Genomic DNA, 24,942 nt, shown 5'->3' with positions numbered 1-24,942 from the left:
CGCAAAACTCCCCGTGTGGCGCGCCGTGATCGCGGCGATTTGCATCGTGCTGATCGGTGCGCTGGCCAATGGCGCGCTGATCCATGCGCTGATCAATACGCGGTCGCCGACGGCCGCTGTTGCCACCGATGCGTCCACATTTCCGAATCCCGTTTCGATCAAGGAATCGAAATGAAGAAACAGGCAGCGGACTGTTCGATGTGGTTCGGCTTGGCAGCGACTTCACTGGGTTGCGTCACGGCAGCGCCTCCACCTCGATCGGCAGTGCATTGAGCGCGGCATTGCCGCAGCCGCCTTCGATCGCCAGCGGATCGGTCAGGTCGTTGTAGCTTTCGCCCGGGAGTGTCGACGCACGCGCCAGCTGGATGCCGGGGCGACCGTGTCCGAAGCCGTGCGGCAGGCAGGCAACGCCGGGCATCAGGCTGGCATCGCCCAGCACTTCGGTCCGGATCTCGCCGATGCGTGAACGCACCGCGACGCGCTCGCCATCCTGCAAACCGCGCGCGGTCATGTCGCCGGGGTGCATCAGCAACTGGTGGCGCGGCTTGCCCTTGGCCAGCCGCGGTGCGTTGTGCATCCACGAATTGTTGCTGCGTACCTCGCGGCGGCCGATGAGGCGCAGGCCATCATTCGCGATGTCGCAGCGCTCGCGTGCGGCGAAACGCGCGAGTTCGGCCAGCAACGCGGGTGGCGCGCATTCGATGCAGCCGCTCGCCGTCTGCAGGCGCGCGAGCAGGGAAGGCCGCAACGGACCCAGATCAAGCCCATGCGGCGCGGCATCGAGCGCGGCCAGGTCCATCCCGCTGTCGCCGCGCGCCAGGCTCATCGCGATCAGGTCGCGCGGCGGCGGCAACGGCTGCCACTGCTTGCCGGCGCTGGCCGCATACGCGGTGCCGAGGCCGTTGACGATTTCCCAGTCGGCGCATTCGTCATCGCGGCGTGGATGCAAGGCACGATTGAGGCGCGCGACCCGACGCACCGCGAAGGCATTGAAGATCGAGTCGTAATGATCCTGGGTCAGCGGCGATGCCGGCGGCAGGATCAGGTCGGCATGCCGCGTGGTTTCGTTGATGTAGATGTCGATCGAGACCATGAACTCGAGGCCCTCGAGCGCCTCGTCCAGCGCACGCCCGTCCGGCGTGGACAGGACCGGATTGCCGGCGCAGGTGAGCAGGGCGCGGACCTGGCCATCGCCGGGGTGGCGATCTCCTCGACCATGCAGGCCACCGGCAACTCGCCCGCGAATTCGGGCAGCCCGCGCACCCGGCTGCGCCATCGTCCCTGCGTGCCGGGATTGGTGCCCGGGCCAGTGATTGGCATGGCCGGCTCGTTCGGCAGGGAGCCGCCGACGCGGTCGAGGTTGCCGCTCACCAGGTTGATCAGTTGCAACAGGATCTGGCACAGCGTGCCCCAGGGCTGCACCGACACGCCCATGCGCCCATAGGCCACCGCACGCGGGGCGGCGAGGAAATCGCTGGCGACTTGGCTGACGACCTCCATCGCGATGCCGGTCTCGGCTTCCAGTGCAGTGGTGTCGATGGCGTTGATTGCGGCCAGTGCGGTGTCCAGACCGGCCAGGCGTCCTGCATACGCGTCCACTCGCGGCGGGCCGATCCGCTGCATCGCCTGCAGCAACGCGATCAGGAACAACGCATCGCCACCCGGACGGATCGGGATGTGCTGGCTGGCGATGGCGGCCGTTTCCGTGCGACGGGGATCGACCACGACCAGCTTGCCGCGTGCGGTCAGCGCCTTCAGCCGCCGCGGGATCCCGGGCGCAGTCATCAGGCTGCCGTTGGAGGCCATCGGGTTGGCGCCGAGCATCAGGAAATAGTCGGTGTGGTCGATGTCGGGGATCGGCAGCAGGAACTGGTGCCCGTACATCTGGGAACAGGTGAACTGGTGCGGCCACTGATCCACCGACGACGCACTGAAGATGTTCGGCGTGCGCAGCAGTTTCAGCAGCGAAGGCAAATACGCGATATGCCCGAAGTGGTGGACATTGGGATTGCCCAGGTGCGCCGCCACCGATGCGGGGCCATGCGCCTGCTGGATCGCGGCCAGCTTTGAGCCCGCCAGTGCGAACGCCTCGTCCCAGCCGATCGCGCGCCACGTCGAGCCCTCGCGCAGCATCGGCACATGCAGCCGGTCCGGGTCTGCTTCCAGATCGATGATCGCGTTGCCCTTCGGGCAGATATGCCCCTGGCTGAAGGGATCGGCGGCATCGCCGCGGATCGCCGCCAGCGCGCCGTCCTCGAACTGCAACTCCAGCCCGCAGATCGCCTCGCACAGGTCGCACGCGCGATAGGCAGTGGTGCGCATGGGGTTGCTCCGGATCGGGAAATGCCGAAGGTCGATCGTAAGCCAGCCGGGCCAACACGTGGGCCAGCACGCAGGGTCAGCTCGAGTGGGAGAAAAGGGCCGGTCGGAGAGCATTCGCGTTTGAACCGCGTCAAACGCGTGGATTGTGGACGCTGCGTTGGAACAAGTGGTCTGGTTCCTTTGATACCGTGCTGCGTGCCGCCCCACGGACGCCATGACCATGACCACGCCTGAAGACGCCCGACTCGACCGCATCGTGGCCGAGGCCCGCCGCAATGCCGAGCAGCGCGACCAGGGGTATCGCGAGCGTGCGCTGAAGATGTATCCGTGGATTTGTGGCCGTTGTGCGCGCGAGTTCACCCGCACCAACCTGCGCGAGTTGACGGTTCACCACCGCAACCACAACCACGACGACAATCCGTCCGACGGCAGCAATTGGGAACTGCTGTGCGTGTACTGCCATGACAACGAGCATTCGCGGCAGACCGACTACACCGGAGTCAGCGCGCAGAACGCCGAGGACAAGCCGCCCGCAGCGACATCCAACCCCTTCGGCGACCTGAGGTCACTGCTTGGCAAGCTCCCTGCAAAAGACCGGTAGCCACCAAAATTGAATCTGGCTATCGTGCCCCTCTGATCATGGATGGGCGCGATGACGAGACTTTACGATCCACCTCTGACTGTGGATGGGCACAGCCCGCTGTATCGCGTCGACAAGGCGATCAAGCTGGCCCAGCAACGGCTTGATGCCGCGATCGACGCAAAGCGGCATCACACCAACCAGAATCTTGCTCACGAAGTCGTCAAAGAGGCGCGCGACGCGCTCAGGAAGACCGAGAAAATGCGTGCGGCCAGGATCATGGAACTTGCTGCTGCGGCCAAAAGCCGCGACGGAGACAGTTGAGCCAACGCAACGGCCTCCGTCCCGGTTTTGCCGGTTCTGGGTTCCGCAACTCGTCAGTTGTCGATGATCTTGCAGCCGGCAGGATCGATCGGCTCCGCATCTGCGAGCACGAAAGGGCTGTGGCTGGTCGGCAGGCTGAGCCCCGCCATTTTTCGCGCCGCATGCGCACACCAGCGCCAGCCAGGCGCATGCGAAGGTGTCCGATCTCGCCGGTTACACTCGACCGCGGCTCACTCCGAAGTTGAGGTTCCATGACTCGCACGATTGTCGTCATCGCATTCTTGTGGCTCGCCATTGCAGGCGCCGCTGTTGCACAGGCCCAACAGCAGGACTGGTCGCCATTCGAGGAAGACCCGACCTGCCTGGTGTCCAGGAACTATTTCACCAAGCCCGACGCGAGAAACGGGGCGGCGTCCGCGCAAGGCATGATCCTGCAGTGGTATGTCTGGGGGATGCGTTCGCGAGGAATCTCCATGGGCAAGACCTGCATCGTTTCGTCGAATGCTTCCAGTCGTTCGAGGGCGCTCCGGACTGTGGGTTGCCCAGGAACGCAGCAGTGGGCGAGGTGCTGTGGGGCGTGCTCAACGGCAGGGAAGTCCAGCCCGGTGATGCGGCCGATGTGTATTTCTCGAATCCGCCACCAGCGGACGCCATCAGGTTCGCCGCGGGTGGCGTTGGCCGTTGCTTCGGCAAGGACAGCCAGGCACTGACCTTGCAGGAGTTGGGACTGGTGCGGGTCGACACGCCCATGGAGGCCTGCATGGGGGTAATCAAGAAGATCCATGCGCCATGGACGAATGCCGCGCCGTATCAGATCGACCGGGAGTTCGCCAAGCGACCCGAGGTCCGCGCCTGGGTGACGGTGGTGAGTAACCTGGTGGCTTCCAACGCCACGGCACCTTCAAGGCAGGTGCAGGCATGTTCGATTGCGCCGACCAGCCTCGCCGGGATCCTGGGCGGAGCGTTAGAAAAAACCAGGTCGGATGCAGCACAGCGCATGTCACAGGCCGAAGCCACGCGTCTGCGGTTGACGAATCGAACCGATGCCGAACGCTTTGCCGGACTGAATGGCTGCCAGATCGCCTACAGCCTGGTCTTGCAGGGCATCAATTCCAGGCAGGGCACCGTGGGCAAGGTGCCGGATACCGCCATCGGCTGGGCCCTGGACTACGAGAAGGCAAACCTCGGTGGCAAGGCCTGTCCGCCGATGCCGCTGGCGCTCAGCGCGTGGACCCAGAAGCAACCGATGGCGACCTTCCAGGCCTCGCCTGATCCCTATACCGCGTTCCGCGCCGGCAAGGGGCCGGCATTCGGCAAGACGCTGGAGGATTGGCGGTCTTTTGCGAGCACCTGGATGTCGCGTTACCCGACGCAACGGGTCGCATCCGGCAAGGCTCACTCCGATTGCGCTGCGGTGCTGTATTACGCGCGCTCCCGGGCAATGGGCCCGGTAACGAATGCAGACAACGGCCCGTCGGCGTTCCAGACCTTGGCCCGGCTCGGTTACACCGCAGAGGCGGAGACCGCCATGTGCGAACACGTGCCCGTTTCGATGCTTGCCCGCGCACGTGGCGCTTACGACGCCGAAGAAGCGCGCAAGCGGGATGCCTACGCAGCGGAAATGCGCAGGCAACAACCAGTCGTGCCATCCACGCTTCCGCGGCAGAACTATTTGTGGAGAAACGCACCGACGACCCGTTGCTACTGGGCGGGCGACACGAAGTCCGGGCAGAGGCAAGCCTGCTTCACCAATTGAGCGCGTTGCCCGCGAAGGGCAACGCAGTCGGCAGGGGCGTCGTTCCGCAGCGCAAGCAGTCTCATGCCCTGCTCGTTATTGCCCTGCAACGTTGTTCGAGCCATCGGGAGGGTCGCGGCTCTCCTGCGACGTCTGGACTTGCGGGGCGATGCAGAATCTGCTGCGACCCTGGCTCTTGGCTTCGTACAGCGCCACGTCGGCTCGGTGGACCAGGCTTGCCCACGATTGGTCGCCATGTGGGGGAGCGAAGCCAATCCGATGCTGAGGCTGAGTGGGTGCTGGCCGCGGAAGGAATAGCGCTTTATTGCCGCGAGCAGCCGGTTCCCGACCAGCGCTGCGTTGTCGCTGTCTGCGCAAGGGAATACCAGGCAGAATTCGTCGCCCCCGTAGCGCCCGACCAGGTCGAGGTTCCGGCATGCCTGTTTGAGCAGCCTGGCGACATCGGCGATGGCCGTATCGCCGGCTTTATGCCCATACGTGTCGTTGATCCGCTTGAGAAAATCGATGTCCACGAAGGCGACGGTGAGCGGCCGCCGATGACGGATCGCGACTGCCACTTCCCGCTCGCCTGCGGCCACCATCGCCCGGCGGTTCAGGAGTCCTGTCAGTTCGTCGTGCGTGGCGAGGTTGTGTTTGTCGTTTACCAAGCGCTCGAAATAGAGAAGCAGCAATCCCGTTGCGTACAGAAAGATGCCACCCAGTGGCACCAGGTACATGGTGGCGATGCCCATCGGCGACTGCGTGACCGACAGGGACGGTTCTTGCTCGACCGCCAACACGATGCGAGTGATGTTGTTGGAAATGAGCAGCAGCACGGCTCCGGTCGTCAACATGCCGGCGAACGTCCATCTGGGACGTATGCCGGCCAGCAGTACGCGCAGGCTCATGACGAACAAAGCCAGGTTCGCGGTCGCCAACAGAATGAAATGCAGGTGGTTCCGTGCATCCGCTGCAAACAGCAGGAAAAACAACATGCAGGCGATTGAGCCGATAACCCAGCCCGACGCGTCGGCGCGCAGCTTGTAGAACGCCTGCAGGCCCCGGTACTGCAGCACGGCACCCAGAACCAGGCTGCTGCTTCCGATTGCCTGCAGGATCGGGAATCTGCTGCTGGCGACGACCATCAGTACGCCGACCAGCACAGCGACGGCGGCCAGCGACCAGTACCAGGTGGCGCGTTCCGGGCGTGCGGCGAAATGAGCGCCGACCATCACCAGAGCAATGCACAACTGGCCGATGATGAGCGCAAGTCCCGCCGTCAAGGCATCCATGGGTGGAAGTACCCCTCTTGTAGTCACCCAGCGTTGCCAGAGTCGCGCGTCGGATGGTCATCGCCACGGACCGCGCTCTCCACATTAGCATCTGGAGGGAAAAAAGCGTGGGCGCGTACTCGCGTTCAGAACAAGGACGGCGTCGACTCTACCCCGATAGCGGGAGTGCGCTGGACAAGGCCAGGTTCGGCCGCATCGTCACCCGGTCCTGCCATTTCCCGGCGTTCGACGCATGCTGGATCAACCACAGCGAAACGCCGGACCCGCTGGCGGTGGCGCAGTGTCCGGTCGTGCCGGTGCCGTTCCGGGAATGAAGCGCAAGCGCGCATGAAGGCGCAGGAATTGTCCATGACACCATTTCGATTGTGGCCCGCTACCATGCCGTTCCCTCATTCAACGGAATCGCTCATGTCCCTCTCGATGCACGCTGCGTCCGTCCCGTGTTCCAGCAGATGCTGACTGCGCTCAGTGGCGTGCTGGCCAAGGCCGAAGCCCACGCGACCGAACGCAAGATCGACCCGCCCGCACTGCTGCAGGCGCGGCTGTTCCCGGACATGTTCCCGCTGGCGCGGCAGGTGCAGATCGCCTGCGATTTCGCCGGCAGCGTCTCGGCGCGACTGGTGGGCGTGGCGGTGCCGGCGTACGAAGGCGGCGATGCGACATTCGCCGAGCTGCAGCAACGCATTGCCGCGACGCTGGCCTTCATCGGCGGGTTGGATGCTGCTGCTTTTGAAGGCAGCGAGGAGCGTGAGTTGGTGTTGCGTCCGGGCACACCGAAGGAGCGTCGCATCGGCGGCCGGGCCTACCTGCTGGCGTACGGGTTGCCGCAGTTCTTCTTCCATGTGACCACCGCGTACGACCTGTTGCGCCACAACGGCGTGGAGGTCGGCAAGAAGGACTACATGGGCGCGTACTGAGGCGCCGGCATCCACTGGCCAGGCGGGCTTGCCCGCCTTTGCCCGGGGGGCAGGAAACAGCCTGACCCCGTTATGCAGCGCGGCGTCAGCGCAACCGCGCCGCGAGCCCCTTCAGCGCCGCCGACAGCGCTGCCTGTCGTTCGGCCGTGCGGTCCTTGGCGTTCGATCCGCGGGTGACCTTGCCGGACATCGCGTCGAGGCGACGGGCCAGCTCGGTGTTCTTCGCGGATTCGGGCCCGCTTGCCAGCGCAGTTCCGGCGGCATCCAGCGCCGCATGCAGCTCGGACGCTTCCGCGGGTTGCAGAGCGCCGCCGCGCACCAGCTGATCCACGTAGGCAGCGGCAACCGCGGGCGCGTGCGGCCAGGTGACCGCGAACTGCTGCTGCGGGTTGAACACGCCACCGTTGTCGGCCTGTGCGGCTGCGGAAATTTCATGGCCGGTGAGGGCCTTGCTGGGTTCCAGCGCCAGCACGTCCAGGCCGCGGGTGATTTCCGAGCCGTAGATGTAGCCGTCGTAGTAATACGCCGACCAGAAGCCGCCGGTGATCAGTGTCTCGTTGTTGATCGGGCCGCGATCGAAGGACGCGATCTCGACCGGATTGGCCGAGTCGGTGAAATCGATCACCGACAGCCCGCCCTGGTACCACGCCTGCAGGAACACGTCGCGGCCCGGGATCGGCACCACCGAACCGTTGTGGGCCACGCAGTTCTCGGTCACCGCCTGCGGTGCCGGCAACTTGAAGTAGCTGCGGAACACCAGCTTGCCGTCGACGATGTCGTAGATCGCATCGGCACCGAAGTTGCGCGGATCGGATGGCCGGCAGCGTGGCCGGCCACCACCGCCCCATTCGTCGGTGAAGATCACCTTGGTGCCGTCGTTGTTGAACGTGGCGGAATGCCAGTAGGCGAAGCCGGAGTCGATGACTGCATCGATGCGCCTGGGTTTCAGCGGATCGGTGATGTCGAACAGGATGCCGTTGCCCGAGCAGGCACCGGCGGCGATGTTCTTCTGCGGGAACACGGTGATGTCGTGGCAGTGATCGGTCTGGCTGGTGTCCTGGGTCATGTCGCCGTGGTCGCCGCCGCGCCACAGACCCGCCAGCGCGCCGGTCTTGTCGTCGGCGAACACCGCCGGGCTGTCGACGATGCGGGCTTTCGAAGGATCGGCGACCGGGATCTCGATCACGTCGATGCGGAACAGCGCGGTGCGCTGGTCGCCGGGCAACTCGTCGACGCAGCGCTGCAATTCTTCCTGCCTGCGCACCGAACCGATCCCGGAGTTGTAGACCACGATGCGGCTGGCGTCGCTGGACACCACCGAGTGAGTGTGGGAGCCGCGGCAGGTCTGCACCGCGCCGACCTGCTTCGGTTGCGCCAGATCGCTGATGTCGAAGATGCGCAGACCGCGGAAGCGTTCCTTCGACACGTCTTCGCTGATGCCTTGAAGTCCGCAGTCGAGTCGACCGCGGGTTTCCTCCACGGACATCAACAACAGGTTGCCGACGATCGATACATCGCCTTGGCCGCCGGGGCAGACCACCGAGCTGACCAGCGCCGGCACGCCGTCCGCGCCCAGTCGGTAGGCGTTGAAGCCGTGGTAGTTGCCGACCACCAGCACATCGCCCGAAAACGCCATGTCGGTGTTGGCGAAACTCAACAGGCCGCCGCGGCCACCGCCGGTGGATTCGCCCTTGAAGCGCTTGAACGCCTGATCGGGCTTTTGCTTGCCGGGATCGTCCTGCTTGTCGTCTGCCTTGTTCTTGTCACCGACCGGTTCCAGCGGCAGGTCGGCCGGATTCTGCGGGTCGAAGAAGCCCGCAGGCTTGGGCAGGGATGCCACCAGACGCAGGTTGTCGATGGCGGTCCCGGCGTCGCGAAACCCTGCGGACAGACCCGTGCGCCTATCATTGCTCACCGACGCGAGCAAGCCGGTCATACGCTCGATTTCGGCGGCCTGGTCGTTGCTGACGTCGTTGATGAATTCGAGCAGGGTCGGATCGTAGGCCGAACCCGATTGCTTCAGCAGATCCTCGACCATCTTCAGCGCACCCGCGTGATGGATGATCATCAGCTGCAGGAACTGGCGGTCGAAGTCCCGGCCCTCCGCCCTGGCCAGCGCCGCCATCTGCGCCGGCGATGCCATGCCGGCCATCGTGTGAGCCGCCATCCCGGGCATCGCGTGGGAGGCGTGCATGCCTGCGTGCGCTGCAGGATCCGGCGCGCTTTCGCCACGTGCGGTCAGCCACTGCTGCATGAAGCCGATCTCGTCGCGCTGCGAGGATTCGATGCGCTTCGCCGCCTCGATCAGCCCGGGTGAATTGGTGCGCGTCCCGACCAGCGCCGCCATCTCCAATGCCTGCTGATGATGGGGGATCATGTCGCGCATGAATTGCACATCGGCCGCCGAATGGCGCGACGCGGCGATCTTCACCGCCTCGTCTGCGGACAGCTGGCGCGACGCCTGACCCGGTGCGCCGGGATTGACGATGCTCACCTGGGCCATGGCCGGCGCGCATGCCGCGGCAAGCATGGAAGCGAGCAGCACGGGACGAAGTGCGCGCAGCGAGCGTGCATCGTGCGAGGCGGTGGGCGGTGGGCGCAGTCGGGTCATCGCGTCGGTCCTGTGGCGGAATAGGAGGATGACGGCGCCTCGCGCGCCGCGGCCATCGAGTCTAGCAACAGCTCGTGCAGGCGATTTTGCGCCCGCAGCAAAAGCGAGATGCGATCGCGAGCGCGGTCTTCCCCTCAGTCCTCCTAGAATGGAAGGCCCCGCAGAACAGGATCGCGCATGGACGTCACCGATTCGCATGCATGGCTCACCGCCGTCGAGGCACGTGCCCTGGGTTGCCTGATCGAGAAAGAAGCGACCACGCCCGATGTGTATCCGCTGACGATCGCTGCGGTGCTGTCCGCTGCCAACCAGAAGACCGCGCGCGAGCCGGTGATGGCGCTGGAAACCGGCGTGGTCAATCACGCGCTACGCCAACTGGAGGCGAAGGGCCTGGCGCGCCAGGTGTTCTCCTCGCGCGCGGAGCGCTACGAACATCGGACGACGCAGCATTTCGGCCTCACATCGCAGCAGGCTGCCTTGCTTGGCTTGCTGTTGCTGCGCGGGCCGCAAACCGCGGGCGAACTGCTGTCGCGCAGCGAACGCCTGCATGCCTTCGCCGATGTGGAAGGCGTGCGCCACCAACTGGAGCGGATGGGCAAACGCGAGCCCGCGCTGGTGATCCAGCTGCCGCGCGGTGCCGGCCAGCGCGAGGATCGCTTCGCCCACCTGCTTTGCGGGCCGGTGGATGTGGACGCCATCGTCGTGCGCGAGCCGAGTGGCGCGGGCGAATCGACTGCAACGGGTCTGGCCGCGCGCGTGTCAGCGCTTGAAGCCGATGTTGCGGAGTTGCGCGAGCAGATCGCGTTGTTGCTGGATGCGGCGGCTGGAAATACGGGAACCTGAAGCGCCCCTGTCACATCGTCAGTCGCCCTGCGTCGGCGATATCTATGAACCTCTCCAGGCGGGTCGATGTCCTGCCCGCACCCGTTGCCGCGTATCCAGAGTGGTGGTCATCGAATCGCGAGCGAATCGCCGAGCCGCTGCCCGCGACAGCAATGGATTGGAGAGGAGATCAGGCATGAATAGAATCAAGGCTGGAGTATTGGTCCGCGCGTTCCTTCTGCTTGCGTTGGCCGTTCTGCCCGCACAGGCAACGTTCGCGCAGTCGACCGACCCCGATGCGCCGACGCTGGTGACCGAACACACGATCAGCGGAATCAACGCGAGCAACCTGAGCGAAGACAACACCTATTACTACGCGTTCGATGTCAGGAAAGGCACGCTGACGTGGACGCTTGACTTGATGCCGACCAACCGATCGGATGCGGGTGGCGTGCTGCAGTGGACCTTGCTCACCCCGAAGTTCGACAAGCTGAAATACGAGAATCTGTCGGCACAAGGCTCACCGGCACGACAAGTAAAAGATCTGCCGATCACCATCAAGCGCCGCATCATCGTGAAACTGGTGGTGTCGGGCAACGCCAGCTACAAGATCAAGTTATCGGGTTCTGCCGTCGACTTTGGTGAAGGCAAATAGCGGCAAGAAGCATCGACGCAAAAGTGCGGGTTCGCGCGACTCTTGCGGAGATTCGGCTTTCGAACGCGGAGCAGGGCACAACATCCTGTTTCCGGTGCTTCTGCACGGAGGCGGGTTTGTGGTTGGTCAGGCCTGCGTGCCCGCGGCGATGCGATTGATCGCGGCGTTTTCGAGCACGCGCGGCGGGTCGTCCATCGCGGCCAGCGCCAGCAGCGTGCGGCCGATGGCGGCGGTGCTGGTCAGCAGGCCTGGCAGCAGGCGCACGCCCAGCCCCATGAGCGGACTGCCCACCGCATACATCGGGCGCATCCATGCATGCGGGCTGCGTTCGCCATGTGCGGGTTGCACGCCGCCTGGGCGCAGCATCGCCGTGGTGGTCGGCAGCGCCTGCAGCGCCGCCTCCACTTCACCCTTGATGCGCAACGGCATGATCTTGCTGCGCGGGTTGGCGTTGGCGCCGGAGATGTACAGGAACCGGCCCTGCGGGTTGCGCTCGGCGAAGACGCGTGCCACGTGCAGTGTCAGGTCGAGGGTGACGTGCCGGTACGCGCGCTCCGCCGTACCCACTGGCGGCGCACCGGCGCAATAGAAACAGGCATCCCATGGCGTGAGTTGATCGGCGACGGCGTCCAGCTCATCGAAACGCTCGACCACCAGCGATTGCACCCGTGGATCGTCGTGATCGACGGCGCGCCTGCCCAGCAGGCCGATGTGTGTGACTGACGCATCGGCCAGGACTTCGTGCAGGACACCTTGTCCCACCAGTCCGGTCGCGCCCGTGAGCAGGATGCGCATGCTTCGTCTCCGCCAGTGAAGATGCCACGAGTATCGTCATGCAGGACGGCGTCGGCCAGCACTGCGTCATTGCCGCACCGATTGCGCGGATCGATGATCGCGGTCAACGTAACCGCCTACGATGGAGTGCAAGTGGATGCGAACGCCCGTGAATGGTCTGGACGTGCCGGCGCAGGTGCTGGTCACCGGTGCCAGCAGCGGCATCGGCCTGGCGATGGTCGAGGCGTTGTTGGGTAATGCTGCGGTCGCCCGTGTCTGCGCGGTGTCCCGCCACGCGGTTGCGTCTCCGGGATTGCATGCGCTGGCACGCGTGCACGGAGCGAGATTGCATTGCATCGATGCCGACTTGACCACCGACGCGGGAATCGATGCCGTGGCGACCGGCGCGCGGTCGGTGACGGATGCGCTGCACCTGCTGGTGAATTGCGCGGGGGTGTTGCATGGCGACGCGCTGCACCCGGAGAAATCGCTGGCCACACTGGATCGCGCGGCCTTGCAACAGGTGTTCGCGTTGAATGCGTTCGCCCCGGTCCTGCTGGTGCAGGCGCTGCTGCCGTTGCTGGATGCGCGGTCGCGCTGGGTGGTGGCGTCGCTGTCGGCGCGCGTAGGTTCGATCGGCGACAACACGCTGGGTGGCTGGTATGCCTACCGCGCGTCGAAGGCGGCGCAGAACCAGTTCCTGCGCACGCTGGCCATCGAGCTGAGGCGCACCCATCCGTTGGCCACCTGCGTGCTGTTGCACCCCGGCACCGTGGACACGCCGCTGTCGCGACCGTTCCAGTCGCGGGTGCCGGCCGGGGCGTTGTTCACCCCCGCGCGTGCCGCCGGCCAGTTGCTGGACATCATCGCCGGGCTGCAGCCACGCGACAGCGGTCGTTTCATCGCCTGGGACGGCAGCGACATCGCGTGGTGAGGCGTCGCCATCATGTCGGCAACCACGTCGAATCCGGTTGTCTCCATTCGTCACAACCGAGACGGCATCGCTGCACGGGACTCACGGACCGTTGCCGGCATCGATCCTCATGTTGAACCCGACCTCCTCACTCCTGGAACCCTGCCATGACAGACACCTTGACGATCTTCACCTACGACTGGGTGCCCAACGGCCCGCGCGGTTTCGTCCGCGATCTGCGCCTGCGCTGGGCGGCGGAAGAAGCGGGACTGTCCTACAAGGTCGATACCGTCCCGTTCGACGGGCGCGAAACCAACCATCTCGACCGCCAACCGTTCGGCCAGATACCGTTCCTGACCGATGGCGATATCCACCTGTTCGAGAGCGGTGCCTGTCTGTTGCACCTGGCGGGCAAAAGCGAATCCCTCATGCCGCTAAATGCATCCGCGGCGGCGGACACGTTGCAATGGGTCATGGCCGCGCTCAATTCCATCGAGATGGTCACCGTCCCATGGTGGTTCCTGTCGCTGTCGGGGCACGACGATGCCGGTTTGACCGGTTGGATGGACGGGCGGCTGGCCCGACTCGAGGCGGTGCTCTCCACGCGCGACTGGCTGGCCGCCGATCGCTTCACCGTGGCCGACCTGATCATGGCCGACGTGCTGCGCGTGCCGAAGTTGCGTGCGCACGGCGAGCGACCCGCGACCGAAGCCTACGTGATTCGCGCCACCGACCGTCCGGCATTCCGCAAGGCGCACGCCGAACAGCTTGCGCATTTCAGGGCGGCCGACGCGCTCCGTTGATCGTGGGCGATCGACGTGCACCTGCTCCGACTGAAGGAAGCCAGCGGCTGAGTGTCCTCAGCTGCCGTCGTCTCTGATGCGCTGCACTCGCTTGCGGTATTCGCGCAGGTTGTCGCCATCGATCCGCGATTCGCGGGTGCCCTTGATCTCGTCGATTTTCCTGTCGCGTTCGCTGCCGGTGACCGGCTTGGCATCGACCACGGTTTCGCGCTCGAACGCGTGCGACTTGTCGGTGTTGCGGTAATAGCGATACAGCATCCAGTACAGGCCGGCGCCACCGGCCGGGCCGAGCAGGAGCAGGGCCAGGCCACCATCGTCGCTCATGAGGAACTCCCCAACATCCAGAGTGCAATGCCTTCCAGGAAGGTGCCGACGGTGATCGCGGCGGTGAGCAGTTTCCACTGCTGTACCGGCACGCTGCCCATCGTTTCGCCAGTGCGGCCGTTGACCGCGATGTAGTGCAGCATGCCGCCGTTGCGGCCGGGCTGGTGGTAGGAATACAGCCATACCGGCAGGTACATCGCCACCCAGCGGGTGCCGTGCACGTCCAGGCGCTCCTGTTCCCAGCGCACGCCGCGGTCGAAGCGTTTCATCGACGGTTCGACCTGGCAACGGGCGATCGACAACAGCTGGTCTTCGAGCCGCGGGCGCAGCTGTTCCACGTCGGTGTCGCGCTTCTCGGAGGTGTAACCGGAGAGGTAGGACGCGTTCCACTTCACCGCGTTCTTGGTGTCGAACGGCAGGATCGTGTTGATGATGTTGTTGGTGTTGACGCTCGTGTCCAGCTTGCCGCGTTCGGTGGAGGACTCCAGCGGCAGGTCGTCCACGGTGAAGTCCACGTGCCGTTCGACCCGGTAGATGTCGGCGTCGTAATAGGTCTTCTTCTTGTCGCCGCTGCCCTGGGTGTAGCGGCGCGTCTCGATCTCCCCCTGGCCGGCCACGTCCGCGCTCGCCTTGCCGTCCACGATCATGTACGGCAGGTACACGCCGACCACGTTCTCCGGGGTGAACTGTTCCTTGAATGCCTTGAGGGCGAACATCCGGCGCTTGTCCACGAACTGGCGGATGCGCGCGACCGCATCGTCCTTCTTGATGTGGAAAGGCAACACCGCATCCGGCACCGCGCCGTTCGCCACCTGCTCGTTGACGCCGAACACGTGGCGGCACCAGTGGCAACGCGCGGTCATGGTGCTTTCGGTGTTCACCGTGACCTCGGCACCGCAACCCGTGCACTTGTAGGTCATCAGGCTGGAGACATCGGCATCGATGTTCTTTGCACCGGACGCCATGACCGTACCGGTCAGGTCGTCCAGCCCTTCGCCGAAGCCGAATTCTTCCTCGACCCGCTGCCCGTGCCACTCGTTGCGGCAATACAGGCAGATCAGCAGGTCGGTGCCGGGTCGCTGCCTGATGTCGGTGGCACCGCACTTCGGGCAGCGATTGGCACCGTCCTTGAGTTCCTCGGCGGAGGTGTCGATGGCGACCGGGTCGGGCGCCAGCAATTCGTCGCGGATGGGGTCGGGCAGGGTGGCCGGATCGATCGGGAAACTTCCCGGCAACGGCGGCACGTCCTGCGGCGATCCCGGGCCGGTGGGTGGCACCGGCGGCGGGGTAGTGGTGTTCGACATGGTCGTCTCGCGATCGGCGGCTTACAGGCCCAGCGCCTTGGCCTTGAGCGTGTCGTAGTCGTCCTGGGTGATCAGGCCGAGCTCCAGCATCTCCTTGGCCTTCTTCAGCTTGGCGATCGGGTCATCGGCTGCCGGTGCGGCCGGTGCCACCGGTTGCTGCATGTTACCGACGCCCATCATGCCGCTGGCCATGCCGATGCCCATCAGGCCTGCGGCACCGCTGGTCTCGCCCGCGGACTGGATGCCCTGCGCCACGCTGGCCTGCAGGTTGGAATTGCCGCGTGCACCGGACAGCGCGTCGGCGCGCTGCACCGTCTTCAGCAACTCGCGCGTGTTGGCGTCGTACTCGATGGAGACGATGGCGGTCTTGGCGATGACCAGGCCGCGATCCGACTTCCACTGGTAGCCGGCCTCCACTGCATCGGACAGGCTCCTGGCGAAGCCGAGCGAATCCTGCTGCAGCTTGGTGATGCGATTGCCCTTGCTTGGGTCGTTGGTGTAGAGGCTGAAGGCCGGTGCCAGCGAGCCGACCACTTCGTTGAACAGCTGCGCGGCGGCGGCATTGTCGAGGTCGGTGAAGTCGAAGACCTTGCCGGGCTGCAGGTAGGACGCCGGCACGAAGTTCTTCACGAACAGGATCGGGTCGACGATCTTCAGTGTGTACGAGCCGCGGGTGACCGCGCCGACCTGGGTGTTGAGGAAGCCGTCGTCCCAGTAGATCTCTGATTGGGTGCCGAAGCGGTTGTCCGGCAGTTCCTTGAGCGAGACGAAGAACGCCGCCTGCTGCGAACCCGGCTGGCCGCCGAACTTGAAGCGCTCCCAGCTCTGCTTGATCAGCGGGCTGACGATGCCGTCGCCGGCGAAGATCGACTGCGAGTTGAGATCGTCCGAACGCCATTCGTAGCCGCCCGGCTCGGCGACGAAGCCGGTGATCTTGCCGTCCTGGAACAGCAGCAGGCCGTAGCCTTCCGGCACCACGATCTTCGAGCCGTTGGTGATGATGTTCGAGGAGGCGCTGGTGTTGGAGCCGCGTCCTGCATTGGTGCCCTGCGGCACCGCGGCGAACAGCGCCGCCGTGGAGGGCAGGCCGGCCGGCACCGTGTAGAAGTCCTTCCACTGGTCGCCGAGCATGCCGCCGACCGCACCCGTCACCGCTTGAATCAGACCCATGACCGCTCTCCGCGATTGATGGCCAGGCACCTTGCCCGCCTTGCTCCCCGAACTATACGTTCCCGCGCGGGAACAGGGGCCACCCGCGCGAGCGGGTCGCCGGTTACAGCGCTGGCGAGCCGGATCCTGCAGGGGCATCCACCAACGCGGGTTCCATCACCATCAGTTCCAGCGCGGCCAGGGTATCCAGCCAGGCTCGAAGCTGCTCATGTCGTCATTTCGCCGCCAATCGAGCGCGCACCCGTTCCGTCGCGCGTGCCAGGACGCCCTGGATATCGGCGAAGCGCGTTTCCGGCAGATTGTTGAAATCCATCAGCCGGTGGTTCAGATCGCGGCCTCGGGTGGCTTCTTCCACCGCGAACCGGACTTCCTGCAACGCGACCCGTCGATGGTCTGCCACCCGCGCAGAATCATGCGAGCCATAGGATTCCGCGGACGCGCGATGCAGCGCGCAGAACAGGCTGCGCTTGTTCATGGCTTCGTCGTCGGTGCAGAGGCGGTCGTCGTTGCGGTTCCAGACGGACTCGTTGCCCAGCAGTTCGGAAGCACGCTCCAGTGTCTTGAGATCCTCGATGGAAACGGGGACGTCGCGCCTTTCGTATTCAACCGGGTCGCCGAATTTTTCCCGTGGATGCGATGCAGGCGCGGCCGGTGTCTGAGCTTCGGTGGTCGTGCAGGCAGTCAGGGACATCAGCAGGACGAACGGGAGGATGCGGTGCGATGACATGGGCAGGTGTCCGATTGAGGGTCGATGAGGCCGGCGAGGCAGATCAGCATCGCCGATGATCTCGATACGGGAAAACACGCGGGAAACGGGCAGAGGCCCGAATCGGATCGCGGCGGTGCGGGAACCGCTATGGTGGCCGTCCCGACCAGCCCGCGTTCCCATGTCCGCATCCTTGCAACGCAACACCTGCGTGCCACTTGCCTTGCTGCTGCTCGTCGGCTGCGTGCAACGCGGCGACCAGCCGCCTCCTGCGAATTTTCCGGCCATCGATACCGCGCGCATGCCGGGGATGCCCGCGTGCCCGGACCTGACCGGCACGTTTTCCAGCGTGGTGGATGCCGGCAGCGAGCCGGCGCTGGCGCGTTTCGGCGCACTGGTCGACAAGGAATCCTCCGCGATCGAGTTCGCCGGGCAGGGCGCGGCATTGCGTCTCGCGATGTGGTGGACATCGAAGGAGATCGAATCGAAGGTGGCCACGCTCGCCTGGCGCGACGACGCGGAATACGTGGTGTGGTGGCGTGGCGCGCGCGATGTGCTGTCGTATCCAGTCGAGCCGGGCACGCCTGCGGTCGCATTGGCATCGTCGGTGCCGGGCCCCACGCCGGTTCGGGCGTTCGAGCTCAGTCTGGAATGCAGCGATGGCTGGATGGCGATGTCGGATGCGCATCAACTGGCCCGCGACGTCGGCGGCGGCCTGCTGCTGCGCGAAGACCATGAAGTCCGCCGGGTCGAACTGCCGCTTTGGTGCGGCGACGGCTGCCGCGGCATCACCCTGTATTCGCGCACCGAAGCGCGCTGGGCGCGATTCCCGCCGACGCAACTGCCGGTGTTCCGGCCCATCGACTTCGCTACGCTACCCGTCCCGAAGCTGGCCACCGAGCAGGAGCGGAACGCCGCCACGGCGGCCCACGGCAGTTCTTCGGGATAATCGCTGACGCACTGTCCCGTGGTGTGCTGCAATCCGCGCATGCCTGATCCCACCCTCGACGCGCTGCGCCGCTATGCGATCGCCCGCACGCTGTTCAAGCCGACCACGCTGCCGCGCGCGATCCAGCGCCTGGGTTTCGTGCAGGCCGATCCGATCCGCGCGCCGGCGCGCGCGCAGGACCTGACCCTGCGCCATCGGGTCAAGGACTACCGCGCCGGCGACCTGGAACGGCGCTATCCGCGCCTCGCAGTGGAAGAGGACTGCCTGGTCAATTACGGTTTCCTGCCGCGCGAGCACCTCGCCCTCATGCATCCGCGCGAGCCTCGTCGCGTGTGGGATGCCGCGACCAGACGTCGGGCGGCCGATGTGCTGGCCTTCGTGCGCGAACACGGGCCGGTGCACCCGCGCGAGGTCGACCAGCACTTCGCCCATGGCCGGGTGCGCAACTACTGGGGCGGTTCCAGCAACGCGAGCACGCAATTGCTCGACGGCCTGCACTATCGTGGCCTGCTGCGCGTGCAACGCCGCGACGGCGGCATCCGCGTTTACGAGGCAGTTGCGCATCCGTCTGCCGATGACAGCGCCGAAGGACGCGCGCGTCGTGCCGCCGCACTGGTCGATCTGGTCGTGCGCAAATACGCGCCGTTGCCCGCAGCCAGCCTGACCTACCTGGCGAGGTTGCTCGGCTACGGTGCGCCGCACCTGTCGACGCAGATCCAGGCTGCGCTCAGGCAAGCGCGCGAATCCCTGCCGAGCGTCCGCATCGATGGCGTCACCTGGTACTGGCCTGCCGGTGAAAACCCGAAGACGCGGCGTCACGCCGTTGATGACGCAGTGCGACTGCTGGCCCCGTTCGACCCCGTGGTCTGGGACCGTCGTCGCTTCGAGCTGTTGTGGGGCTGGACCTACAAGTTCGAGGCCTATACGCCCGCGGCCAAGCGCACATTCGGCTACTACGCCTTGCCGATGCTGTGGTGCGATCGCGTGATCGGCTGGGCGAACGTCGCTGTCCGCGATGGACGCGTGGAAGCGGAACTCGGCTATGCCGAACGTGCGCCGAAGGATCGCGTTTTCCGCAATGCGCTGGACCACGAACTGCAGCGGATGACTTGCTTTCTTGACTGAAAGGCGCTGCAAAGCCTGTTCGATGGCTATCGGTTATATATGTCCCCTGTTCGCCATCTTGCCTGGGCGCAGAGAGCGACACGCTACGTCTTCCGGGCACGCGGTTCGGCCGTCTTTTCGCAGGAGTTTTGCGCCATGACCACGTTCAACTCCCGCGCAGGGGGCCTGGTTGCGCTCCTGTTGGTTGCCGCCTGCGTGGCTCCGGCGATTGCCGCGACGCCAGCGGGCGAAGCCGAGGCGCGCGCGGCCTGGAAGAAGGTGAACACCGCGGAGTGCGTGGGCGGGATGACCCCGGCTGTCTCGGCCGTCGGGGGCGCTTCCGGCCTGCTGGAAAGTCCTTTCAAGGATGCCGGGCTGTCGGAAGCCTTCATCGGGCGGGATGGAAGTGCGCGCCGGCTGCACACGACCGAGACGTCCTGGTATCTGGGCTTCGAGTGGCGCGAGGCATTCGGTACCGGCCCCGCGCGCAGGTTCCTCCCGGGCCTGTTTCGCAAGCCGGACGGGACGGTCTGGTTCGGGACGCTTGCCCTGCAGGCCGGACGCGCCAAGGGACAGGCGGCTGCGTTGCCTGAACCCAACTTCGAGGCCCCTTGCGGTCTGCGCCCGCTGGGACGGGTGCCCCACATGACGGCGACGACCGAAGTCGTTGAAAGGGGGTACTTGCTGCCACCCGGGACGCTGCTCAGCCTGGGTGAGCGGGATGGCATGGGACGTCTGCAGGGCATCGGTGTGCAGCAAGGCCCCGGGGACGACTACATCGGCTTCTTCCAGGCGGGCAAGCGCCAGGGTTGGGGTGTGTCGCGCAGGACCACGAATGTGCCCTCGATGTATCGCGTCCGCGTGAATGGCACGTCGGAGATCCCCACCAGCTTCCTGCAGGTCGGTGAATGGAAGGAGGGCCGCCTGGTGCGGGGCTTCGTGGCGGTCCACAGCCCTTACGAGGAGATTCCGCTGGACATCGGGCGCGGTTCCGATCCTGCGTTTTACTTCGGTGACTTTCCGGAGGAGAGGCCCCAGGGGAAAGCCTTGAAGGCGTCCGGCAATGGCGTCCTGGTCAAGGAAACGGCCGTGTTCCAGGGCCGGTTCGAGGGTGGAAAGGTGGCTTACGGTCGGATGCGCGCCGGTGCGTCAAGAACCCGCGTGGAATGGATCTGGCCGGACAAGTACAAAGACGTTCCGCGGATCGAGAAAGCCCACCTGGATCTTGTTGGTGGCGATGTCGTGCTTGGCGTCATCACCCGCATGCCCATGGCGATCCTGGCGCCTCACCGCAGGACGCTTGGTGTATGGACCGAGGACGGGCCGCTGGCGGAGGACTATGTGGTCCTCGACGATCCCAAGCTGCGTGCCGAGGCGGCAGAGCGCATCCGCGCCTTCCTCGCCTCACCTCGTTACCAGGAAGATGTCGATGCCCGCGCCGATATCGTGGCCCGTGACGAGGCGGACGACGAGCGCATCGCGAAGAAGCTGGCGGCCTACACCGCCAGTGAGGCGCAGGCCAAGGCGTACCGCGAGGAGTGGGAGCGCAAGAGCGAGGAAATGCGGCGGGAGTGGGCAAGGAGGCATCCCGGGGCGGCGTACACCGCAGGGCCGCCAGGGAGCACGGGGCTCGTGCCCCTGCCGAATACCTCGAACTACGAGACGCGCCGTTCGGACGTCATCCGCCGCGAGACCGAATACAAGACCCAGCTCATCAACTCGCTCAACAAGATCGGTTCGCGCTACTGAGCGCGCGCTAGCTGATCCAGTTCGTGGTGGATCAGCACCACGCATTGCGAGGCGAACAGCATCTTCGATCCCAGGGTGAGTTTCTTCGCGCCGAGCCGTTCCAGACTGTGGAAGGTCTTCTTCGGCATCGGGATATGGTCGGTGAGCAGGAAGCAGGGATTGCCCTCTAATGCCTGCTCGCGGATCGATGCGCCCTTGCGGTCCATCACGAACAACTGGTGGTCCACGGCGAGTTCCTGCACCAGCCGCTCGAAGCTCACGGTGCGTACCGTGACACCCGATTCGACCGGCCGGGCTTCTTCCTTGCCCATGCCGCGCGATGCGTCGAGCGCTTTTGCGATCTTGCCCAGCAATGCGCGCTCGTCGAAGCCGCCGATGTCGCGCATGCCGTCGGGCTCGAAGCGGATCGTGCGCGAGTAATCCTGCGTGCTTTCCAGTACCAGGTAGACCACCACGTCGGCGCGATGCGACTGGGCGACGAAGACCGCGTTCATCAGCGTATGCGCCAGGATCTCCGCATGCGCGCCCGTGCCGACGGAAGCCAGCAGTTTCCGGCTGTCGGTGGGTGCCGCCCGCGCGCGCAGAACGAAGGTTCGCATGGGTGTCCTGGTCGAATCGTTGAGTCCGGCGCAGGGCGCGCCTGCACGCATTGTCCCTGCAAATGCAGTCGCACGACATCCCTGCGATCCGTTGAGGTCATCGCGCATTCGTCGCCTTGTCACGGCCTTTGCATTCGATGCGCTAGGGTCGCGCGTTCTTCGCTCTCATCGGAATGGCCATGTCCCTCCTTTTCCATCGCGGCGTCCAGGCCGCAATCGTCGCCGCGACACTTGCTGCAGCGGGCTGCGCCAGCCTGCCATCGACATCCACACTCCTGGCAGGCAGCCAGGCGACGCTGGAAGGCACCATCACCTCCATCGACACCCAGCCGTGGGCCTACGATGGCAATGCCGTCGTTCTGCTGGAGACCGCGGCGCATGGCACGGTGTCGGTGCAACTGCCGGCGCGCTGGAACCTGTGCAAGGCGGGGCAGATCGATGTCGCGGCGATGCGCGTCGGCCAGCGCGTGCGGGCCGTCGGCAGCGTGACCGAAGACGGCGATGTAGTGGTTTGCGAGCGCGCCGAACACCGCTTGCAACCACTGGGCTGACCGCGATTGAAATGCCTTGTTGCCGGCTTGCTGCCGGCTCTATGCTTCGCTTGATTGCATTCGATCTCCGGAATTAAAGATGCACGGGCAGTTTGAAGCGAAGCGGCTTGCACGATTCTTGATTGTCGTGTTGCTTGCCGGCGGGTGGCTGGCGGGATGCGCGAAGTCGGTGGCGGAAACGCGGCCTCGATACGCATCGTTCACGCTTGCATCCGAGGTCTTGGATGAAGTCCGGCGCATCAACGTGTATGCGCCATCGGATCGGCAAGCGGGCCGCCGTTATCCCGTGATCTACATGCCCGACGGTGGGGTGGTCGAGGATTTCCCGCATGTGGCCAACACCATCGATACCGCCATCAGACAGGGGGAAATGGCGCCCGTCATCCTGGTCGGTATCGAAAATACCCAGCGCCGTCGGGACATGACCGGGCCGACGACGGTGGACGAAGACCGCAAGATTGCCGCCGTGGTGGGTGGATCGGCTGCGTTCCGTCGCTTCATCGAGCGCGAGCTGATTCCCTACGTCGAGGGGATGTATCCCGGCAGCGGGCAACGCGGCATCATCGGTGAGTCGGCAGCGGGCTTGTTCGTCGTGGAAACCCTGTTTGCGTCGCCCGGGATGTTCGACACCTACATCGCGCTGGATCCGAGCCTCTGGTGGAACGCGGGCAAGCTGGTATCCGATGCGCCCGCATGGCTGGCGGCGCATCCCGATATATCGGCCAGGCTGTATGTGGCATGGGCGGAGCCGGACATGATCGGCCCGCATACCCGATCTTTGGAACGTGCGCTGGTCGCTGCATCTCCGCGGCACCTCGCGTGGCAGGTGGTCGCGCGCCCGGATCTGACGCATCAGACCATCTACCGTGCGATGGCCCCGGTTGTATTGCCCGCGCTGTACCCACCCAACTAGGGCCAACAACTTAGACTGGGCCATGTCGAAACTCCTGCTCAACCTGCGCAACGTCCCCGATGACGAAGCCGATGACGTGCGCGAGATGCTCGATGCCAACGGCATCGCCTATTACGAAACCAAGCCGGGCCCGTGGCGGATTTCGGTCGGCGGCATCTGGATCACCGAGGATGCCGCGATCGTCGAGGCGAAGCGGCTGATGGCGGATTACCAGCAGGTGCGCGGCGAGCGTGCCCGCGCGGAATATGCGGCCGCCGTGCGCGATGGCACTGCGGAGACGTTCTGGTCGCAGTTGCGCAGCGAACCACTGCGTGTGTTGCTGACTATGGTGGCGATTGTGCTGCTGCTGGGCCTGGTCGCGCTGCCGGTCATGCTGTTGCGGAGCTGATCGGTGCGGAACTTTCCATGCAGCCGCCATGCCTTGCTCCTGCTGCTCGCACTGCTGGGCGGTTGCGCCGTGCGCGAGCGGCATGCAGCGGCGCCGGAGCCAGTCGCATCGCCGCTGCGCATCCTGGTATTCACCCGCACCTCCGGCTGGCGGCACGATTCGATCCCGGTCGCCATCGAGACACTGCGCGAACTCGGTGGCGAGGCTGGCTTGCAGGTCGAGCACAGCGAAGATCCGATGCAGTTCGATGCCGACACGCTGTCGCGCTATCGCGCCGTCGTCTTCGCCAACACCACGCTGGACGTGCTGGATGTCGCGCAACAGCAGGCGTTCGAGCGCTTCGTCGGCGCGGGTGGCGGCTACATCGGCATCCATTCCGCGGCGGATACCGAATACGACTGGGCCTGGTACGGCGAATTGGTCGGCGCTCGGTTCGACAGCCATCCGCCGGGCCTGCAGGCCTCGCCCCTGCGCTTCGAAGCAGGTCATGCGCTCGCCGGTACTGAAGGCTGGCAGGTGCGCGACGAGCTCTACAACTATCGCCGCAACCCGCGCGCGCACGTCGATGTCATCGCCAGCGCCGACGAGTCAACCTATGCCGGCGGCACGATGGGCGCGGATCATCCGATCGCCTGGTGCCACACGCGACTGGGTGGACGCGCTTGGTACACGGGGCTGGGCCACGACATCCCGCTGTATGCGGATCCGCGATTCCGTGCGCATTTGTCGCGCGGGTTGCGCTATGCCACCGGCCAGTCCGACGACTGCTGAGGTCGACCTCGGTAGACTGGCCGCCACTTCACGCCAGATGCCGGACCGATGATCAACAACGACATCCTGCGCAGCATCCGCTACATGCTGGACTTGAGCGACAACAAGGTGATCGAGATCATCCGCCTGTCGGACCCGGACTTCGCGATCGAGAAGGACGAGCTGCGTGCGTTCCTGACCAAGGAAGACGAGTCCGGCCATGTCGCCTGCAGCGACCGGGTGATGGCGCATTTCCTCGACGGACTGGTGATCCACCGGCGTGGTCGCGACGAATCCCTGCCGCCGCGACCGGTCGAGAAACGGATCAACAACAACGTGGTGCTGAAGAAGCTGCGGGTGGCGTTCCAGTTCACCGACGTGGACATGCACCAGGCTTTCGCCGATGCGGGCTTCCCGGTTTCCAAGCCGGAACTGTCGGCGCTGTTCCGCCAGCCCGGGCACAAGAATTTCCGCCTGTGCGGGGATCAGTTGCTGCGCAATTTCCTGAAGGGATTGACCCTGCGGGTGCGCGCCGCCTGAGTTGAGAGGGGCAGCCCTGACCATCGGCACATGATTTGGTGTGTTACTTCACTAACATACCAGCTCATCTAGGTCGTGGTGTGCGGGCATGGCGTTGGAATTGGCACTGGAATCGGTGGGCTATCGCTATCGCGGCGGCCATGAGGC

At 65.3% G+C, this 24,942-nt stretch carries 28 protein-coding genes; 18 read left to right on the top strand and 10 right to left on the bottom strand.

Annotated features, from left to right (window positions below):
* The first annotated feature begins 46 nt into the window (after window positions 1-46).
* Window positions 47-175, top strand: coding sequence for a hypothetical protein (locus H9L16_RS16340; protein ID WP_267904686.1), 129 nt, complete (start codon window positions 47-49; stop codon window positions 173-175).
* A 60-nt stretch (window positions 176-235) separates the two neighbouring features.
* Here H9L16_RS16340 and H9L16_RS16030 read toward each other — a convergent pair whose 3' ends face one another.
* Both H9L16_RS16030 and H9L16_RS16025 read right to left on the bottom strand, forming a co-directional pair.
* The gene (locus H9L16_RS16030; RefSeq protein ID WP_223158151.1) at window positions 236-1,093 is read right to left on the bottom strand and encodes a molybdopterin dinucleotide binding domain-containing protein; all 858 of its coding nucleotides are present in this window, start codon (window positions 1,091-1,093) and stop codon (window positions 236-238) included.
* The gene (locus H9L16_RS16025; protein ID WP_223158150.1) at window positions 1,042-2,322 is read right to left on the bottom strand and encodes a molybdopterin-dependent oxidoreductase; all 1,281 of its coding nucleotides are present in this window, start codon (window positions 2,320-2,322) and stop codon (window positions 1,042-1,044) included. Before H9L16_RS16025 ends, H9L16_RS16030 begins: the two co-directional genes overlap by 52 nt.
* Window positions 2,323-2,542: 220 nt before the next feature.
* Here H9L16_RS16025 and H9L16_RS14205 point away from each other — a divergent pair, with 220 nt between their 5' ends.
* From H9L16_RS14205 to H9L16_RS14195, 3 genes are all read left to right on the top strand, one after another.
* Window positions 2,543-2,923: a YajD family HNH nuclease gene (locus H9L16_RS14205; protein WP_187552303.1), complete on the top strand. Its 381-nt coding sequence runs from the start codon at window positions 2,543-2,545 to the stop codon at window positions 2,921-2,923.
* Between the two features lie 51 nt (window positions 2,924-2,974).
* Complete coding sequence (locus H9L16_RS14200; protein WP_187552302.1) at window positions 2,975-3,226, top strand: hypothetical protein; 252 nt, start codon at window positions 2,975-2,977, stop codon at window positions 3,224-3,226.
* 556 nt (window positions 3,227-3,782) lie between these two features.
* Window positions 3,783-4,982 (top strand): hypothetical protein, encoded by a 1,200-nt coding sequence (locus H9L16_RS14195; protein ID WP_187552301.1) that lies wholly within the window; start codon window positions 3,783-3,785, stop codon window positions 4,980-4,982.
* Here H9L16_RS14195 and H9L16_RS14190 read toward each other — a convergent pair.
* Entirely contained in the window at window positions 4,928-6,253 is a 1,326-nt protein-coding gene (locus tag H9L16_RS14190) for a GGDEF domain-containing protein (protein ID WP_187552300.1), read from the bottom strand. The two genes, H9L16_RS14195 and H9L16_RS14190, sit on opposite strands and share 55 nt — an antisense overlap.
* Before the next feature lie 107 nt (window positions 6,254-6,360).
* On the opposite strand from H9L16_RS14190, the gene H9L16_RS14185 reads away from it, so the two are divergent.
* Together H9L16_RS14185 and H9L16_RS14180 are read left to right on the top strand one after the other, a co-directional pair.
* Window positions 6,361-6,567 carry a hypothetical protein gene (locus H9L16_RS14185; protein ID WP_187552299.1) on the top strand — a complete coding sequence of 69 codons (207 nt, stop codon included), beginning with the start codon at window positions 6,361-6,363 and terminating at the stop codon, window positions 6,565-6,567.
* 126 nt (window positions 6,568-6,693) lie between these two features.
* A complete protein-coding gene (locus tag H9L16_RS14180) occupies window positions 6,694-7,170 on the top strand; it encodes a DUF1993 domain-containing protein (RefSeq protein WP_223158149.1) in 477 nt (158 codons plus the stop codon).
* A gap of 85 nt (window positions 7,171-7,255) precedes the next feature.
* Here H9L16_RS14180 and H9L16_RS14175 read toward each other — a convergent pair whose 3' ends face one another.
* Window positions 7,256-9,781, bottom strand: a complete 2,526-nt coding sequence (locus H9L16_RS14175; RefSeq protein WP_187552298.1) for a DUF305 domain-containing protein — start codon at window positions 9,779-9,781, stop codon at window positions 7,256-7,258.
* Window positions 9,782-9,958: 177 nt separating this feature from the next.
* Between H9L16_RS14175 and H9L16_RS14170 the strand changes: the two genes are divergently transcribed.
* Window positions 9,959-10,624 carry a YceH family protein gene (locus tag H9L16_RS14170; protein WP_187552297.1) on the top strand — a complete coding sequence of 222 codons (666 nt, stop codon included), beginning with the start codon at window positions 9,959-9,961 and terminating at the stop codon, window positions 10,622-10,624.
* A 175-nt stretch (window positions 10,625-10,799) separates the two neighbouring features.
* Window positions 10,800-11,258, top strand: coding sequence for a hypothetical protein (locus H9L16_RS14165; RefSeq protein WP_187552296.1), 459 nt, complete (start codon window positions 10,800-10,802; stop codon window positions 11,256-11,258).
* A 126-nt stretch (window positions 11,259-11,384) separates the two neighbouring features.
* Here H9L16_RS14165 and H9L16_RS14160 read toward each other — a convergent pair whose 3' ends face one another.
* Window positions 11,385-12,053, bottom strand: a complete 669-nt coding sequence (locus H9L16_RS14160; RefSeq protein ID WP_187552295.1) for an NAD-dependent epimerase/dehydratase family protein — start codon at window positions 12,051-12,053, stop codon at window positions 11,385-11,387.
* Window positions 12,054-12,189: 136 nt separating this feature from the next.
* Between H9L16_RS14160 and H9L16_RS14155 the strand changes: the two genes are divergently transcribed.
* Complete coding sequence (locus H9L16_RS14155) at window positions 12,190-12,966, top strand: SDR family NAD(P)-dependent oxidoreductase (RefSeq protein ID WP_187552294.1); 777 nt, start codon at window positions 12,190-12,192, stop codon at window positions 12,964-12,966.
* Window positions 12,967-13,112: 146 nt separating this feature from the next.
* A complete protein-coding gene (locus H9L16_RS14150; protein ID WP_187552293.1) occupies window positions 13,113-13,748 on the top strand; it encodes a glutathione S-transferase family protein in 636 nt (211 codons plus the stop codon).
* A 57-nt stretch (window positions 13,749-13,805) separates the two neighbouring features.
* Here the strand turns inward: H9L16_RS14150 and H9L16_RS14145 are convergent, their stop codons facing one another.
* The 4 genes from H9L16_RS14145 to H9L16_RS14130 all read right to left on the bottom strand — a co-directional run bounded on the left by H9L16_RS14145 (window position 13,806) and on the right by H9L16_RS14130 (window position 17,273).
* Complete coding sequence (locus tag H9L16_RS14145) at window positions 13,806-14,072, bottom strand: hypothetical protein (RefSeq protein ID WP_187552292.1); 267 nt, start codon at window positions 14,070-14,072, stop codon at window positions 13,806-13,808.
* The gene (locus tag H9L16_RS14140) at window positions 14,069-15,376 is read right to left on the bottom strand and encodes a TFIIB-type zinc ribbon-containing protein (RefSeq protein WP_187552291.1); all 1,308 of its coding nucleotides are present in this window, start codon (window positions 15,374-15,376) and stop codon (window positions 14,069-14,071) included. Before H9L16_RS14140 ends, H9L16_RS14145 begins: the two co-directional genes overlap by 4 nt.
* A 21-nt stretch (window positions 15,377-15,397) precedes the next feature.
* Window positions 15,398-16,546: an SPFH domain-containing protein gene (locus H9L16_RS14135; RefSeq protein WP_187552290.1), complete on the bottom strand. Its 1,149-nt coding sequence runs from the start codon at window positions 16,544-16,546 to the stop codon at window positions 15,398-15,400.
* 214 nt (window positions 16,547-16,760) lie between these two features.
* A complete protein-coding gene (locus tag H9L16_RS14130) occupies window positions 16,761-17,273 on the bottom strand; it encodes a DUF6197 family protein (RefSeq protein ID WP_187552289.1) in 513 nt (170 codons plus the stop codon).
* A gap of 160 nt (window positions 17,274-17,433) precedes the next feature.
* Between H9L16_RS14130 and H9L16_RS14125 the strand changes: the two genes are divergently transcribed.
* From H9L16_RS14125 to H9L16_RS14115, 3 genes are all read left to right on the top strand, one after another.
* Window positions 17,434-18,201, top strand: a complete 768-nt coding sequence (locus H9L16_RS14125; protein ID WP_187552288.1) for a hypothetical protein — start codon at window positions 17,434-17,436, stop codon at window positions 18,199-18,201.
* Between the two features lie 39 nt (window positions 18,202-18,240).
* On the top strand, window positions 18,241-19,326 hold the full coding sequence (locus tag H9L16_RS14120; RefSeq protein ID WP_187552287.1) for a DNA glycosylase AlkZ-like family protein: 1,086 nt from the start codon (window positions 18,241-18,243) through the stop codon (window positions 19,324-19,326).
* Window positions 19,327-19,461: 135 nt separating this feature from the next.
* Window positions 19,462-21,054 carry a hypothetical protein gene (locus tag H9L16_RS14115; RefSeq protein ID WP_187552286.1) on the top strand — a complete coding sequence of 531 codons (1,593 nt, stop codon included), beginning with the start codon at window positions 19,462-19,464 and terminating at the stop codon, window positions 21,052-21,054.
* Here H9L16_RS14115 and trmY read toward each other — a convergent pair.
* Window positions 21,048-21,653 carry a tRNA (pseudouridine(54)-N(1))-methyltransferase TrmY gene (gene trmY / locus H9L16_RS14110; protein ID WP_187552285.1) on the bottom strand — a complete coding sequence of 202 codons (606 nt, stop codon included), beginning with the start codon at window positions 21,651-21,653 and terminating at the stop codon, window positions 21,048-21,050. The genes H9L16_RS14115 and trmY overlap by 7 nt on opposite strands.
* A 179-nt stretch (window positions 21,654-21,832) precedes the next feature.
* Between trmY and H9L16_RS14105 the strand changes: the two genes are divergently transcribed.
* The 5 genes from H9L16_RS14105 to H9L16_RS14085 are packed head-to-tail and all read left to right on the top strand — an operon-like array spanning window position 21,833 to window position 24,795.
* A complete protein-coding gene (locus H9L16_RS14105; RefSeq protein WP_187552284.1) occupies window positions 21,833-22,204 on the top strand; it encodes a hypothetical protein in 372 nt (123 codons plus the stop codon).
* A gap of 16 nt (window positions 22,205-22,220) precedes the next feature.
* Window positions 22,221-23,117: an alpha/beta hydrolase gene (locus tag H9L16_RS14100; protein WP_233449393.1), complete on the top strand. Its 897-nt coding sequence runs from the start codon at window positions 22,221-22,223 to the stop codon at window positions 23,115-23,117.
* A 22-nt stretch (window positions 23,118-23,139) separates the two neighbouring features.
* On the top strand, window positions 23,140-23,505 hold the full coding sequence (locus H9L16_RS14095; protein ID WP_187552283.1) for a DUF6164 family protein: 366 nt from the start codon (window positions 23,140-23,142) through the stop codon (window positions 23,503-23,505).
* Window positions 23,506-23,508: 3 nt separating this feature from the next.
* The gene (locus H9L16_RS14090; protein WP_229796469.1) at window positions 23,509-24,276 is read left to right on the top strand and encodes a ThuA domain-containing protein; all 768 of its coding nucleotides are present in this window, start codon (window positions 23,509-23,511) and stop codon (window positions 24,274-24,276) included.
* Between the two features lie 48 nt (window positions 24,277-24,324).
* Window positions 24,325-24,795 (top strand): YehS family protein, encoded by a 471-nt coding sequence (locus H9L16_RS14085; protein ID WP_187552282.1) that lies wholly within the window; start codon window positions 24,325-24,327, stop codon window positions 24,793-24,795.
* Window positions 24,796-24,942 lie beyond the last annotated feature (147 nt).

The sequence above is a fragment of the Thermomonas carbonis genome (genome assembly GCF_014396975.1).
GTDB classification, from domain to species: domain Bacteria; phylum Pseudomonadota; class Gammaproteobacteria; order Xanthomonadales; family Xanthomonadaceae; genus Thermomonas; species Thermomonas carbonis.
This window is presented reverse-complemented; position numbering and strand designations above follow the sequence as displayed.

What these genes read in the sequence shown, in the direction of transcription:
- H9L16_RS16030 (WP_223158151.1), bottom strand. Translation starts at nt 1,093, where the DNA reads ATGGTCTCGATCGACATCTACATCAACGAAACCACGCGGCATGCCGAC.
- H9L16_RS16025 (WP_223158150.1), bottom strand. Translation starts at nt 2,322, where the DNA reads ATGCGCACCACTGCCTATCGCGCGTGCGACCTGTGCGAGGCGATCTGC.
- H9L16_RS14205 (WP_187552303.1), top strand. Translation starts at nt 2,543, where the DNA reads ATGACCACGCCTGAAGACGCCCGACTCGACCGCATCGTGGCCGAGGCC.
- H9L16_RS14200 (WP_187552302.1), top strand. Translation starts at nt 2,975, where the DNA reads ATGACGAGACTTTACGATCCACCTCTGACTGTGGATGGGCACAGCCCG.
- H9L16_RS14190 (WP_187552300.1), bottom strand. Translation starts at nt 6,253, where the DNA reads ATGGATGCCTTGACGGCGGGACTTGCGCTCATCATCGGCCAGTTGTGC.
- H9L16_RS14175 (WP_187552298.1), bottom strand. Translation starts at nt 9,781, where the DNA reads ATGACCCGACTGCGCCCACCGCCCACCGCCTCGCACGATGCACGCTCG.
- H9L16_RS14170 (WP_187552297.1), top strand. Translation starts at nt 9,959, where the DNA reads ATGGACGTCACCGATTCGCATGCATGGCTCACCGCCGTCGAGGCACGT.
- H9L16_RS14165 (WP_187552296.1), top strand. Translation starts at nt 10,800, where the DNA reads ATGAATAGAATCAAGGCTGGAGTATTGGTCCGCGCGTTCCTTCTGCTT.
- H9L16_RS14160 (WP_187552295.1), bottom strand. Translation starts at nt 12,053, where the DNA reads ATGCGCATCCTGCTCACGGGCGCGACCGGACTGGTGGGACAAGGTGTC.
- H9L16_RS14155 (WP_187552294.1), top strand. Translation starts at nt 12,190, where the DNA reads ATGCGAACGCCCGTGAATGGTCTGGACGTGCCGGCGCAGGTGCTGGTC.
- H9L16_RS14150 (WP_187552293.1), top strand. Translation starts at nt 13,113, where the DNA reads ATGACAGACACCTTGACGATCTTCACCTACGACTGGGTGCCCAACGGC.
- H9L16_RS14145 (WP_187552292.1), bottom strand. Translation starts at nt 14,072, where the DNA reads ATGAGCGACGATGGTGGCCTGGCCCTGCTCCTGCTCGGCCCGGCCGGT.
- H9L16_RS14140 (WP_187552291.1), bottom strand. Translation starts at nt 15,376, where the DNA reads ATGTCGAACACCACTACCCCGCCGCCGGTGCCACCCACCGGCCCGGGA.
- H9L16_RS14135 (WP_187552290.1), bottom strand. Translation starts at nt 16,546, where the DNA reads ATGGGTCTGATTCAAGCGGTGACGGGTGCGGTCGGCGGCATGCTCGGC.
- H9L16_RS14130 (WP_187552289.1), bottom strand. Translation starts at nt 17,273, where the DNA reads ATGTCATCGCACCGCATCCTCCCGTTCGTCCTGCTGATGTCCCTGACT.
- H9L16_RS14125 (WP_187552288.1), top strand. Translation starts at nt 17,434, where the DNA reads ATGTCCGCATCCTTGCAACGCAACACCTGCGTGCCACTTGCCTTGCTG.
- H9L16_RS14120 (WP_187552287.1), top strand. Translation starts at nt 18,241, where the DNA reads ATGCCTGATCCCACCCTCGACGCGCTGCGCCGCTATGCGATCGCCCGC.
- H9L16_RS14115 (WP_187552286.1), top strand. Translation starts at nt 19,462, where the DNA reads ATGACCACGTTCAACTCCCGCGCAGGGGGCCTGGTTGCGCTCCTGTTG.
- trmY (WP_187552285.1), bottom strand. Translation starts at nt 21,653, where the DNA reads ATGCGAACCTTCGTTCTGCGCGCGCGGGCGGCACCCACCGACAGCCGG.
- H9L16_RS14105 (WP_187552284.1), top strand. Translation starts at nt 21,833, where the DNA reads ATGTCCCTCCTTTTCCATCGCGGCGTCCAGGCCGCAATCGTCGCCGCG.
- H9L16_RS14095 (WP_187552283.1), top strand. Translation starts at nt 23,140, where the DNA reads ATGTCGAAACTCCTGCTCAACCTGCGCAACGTCCCCGATGACGAAGCC.
- H9L16_RS14085 (WP_187552282.1), top strand. Translation starts at nt 24,325, where the DNA reads ATGATCAACAACGACATCCTGCGCAGCATCCGCTACATGCTGGACTTG.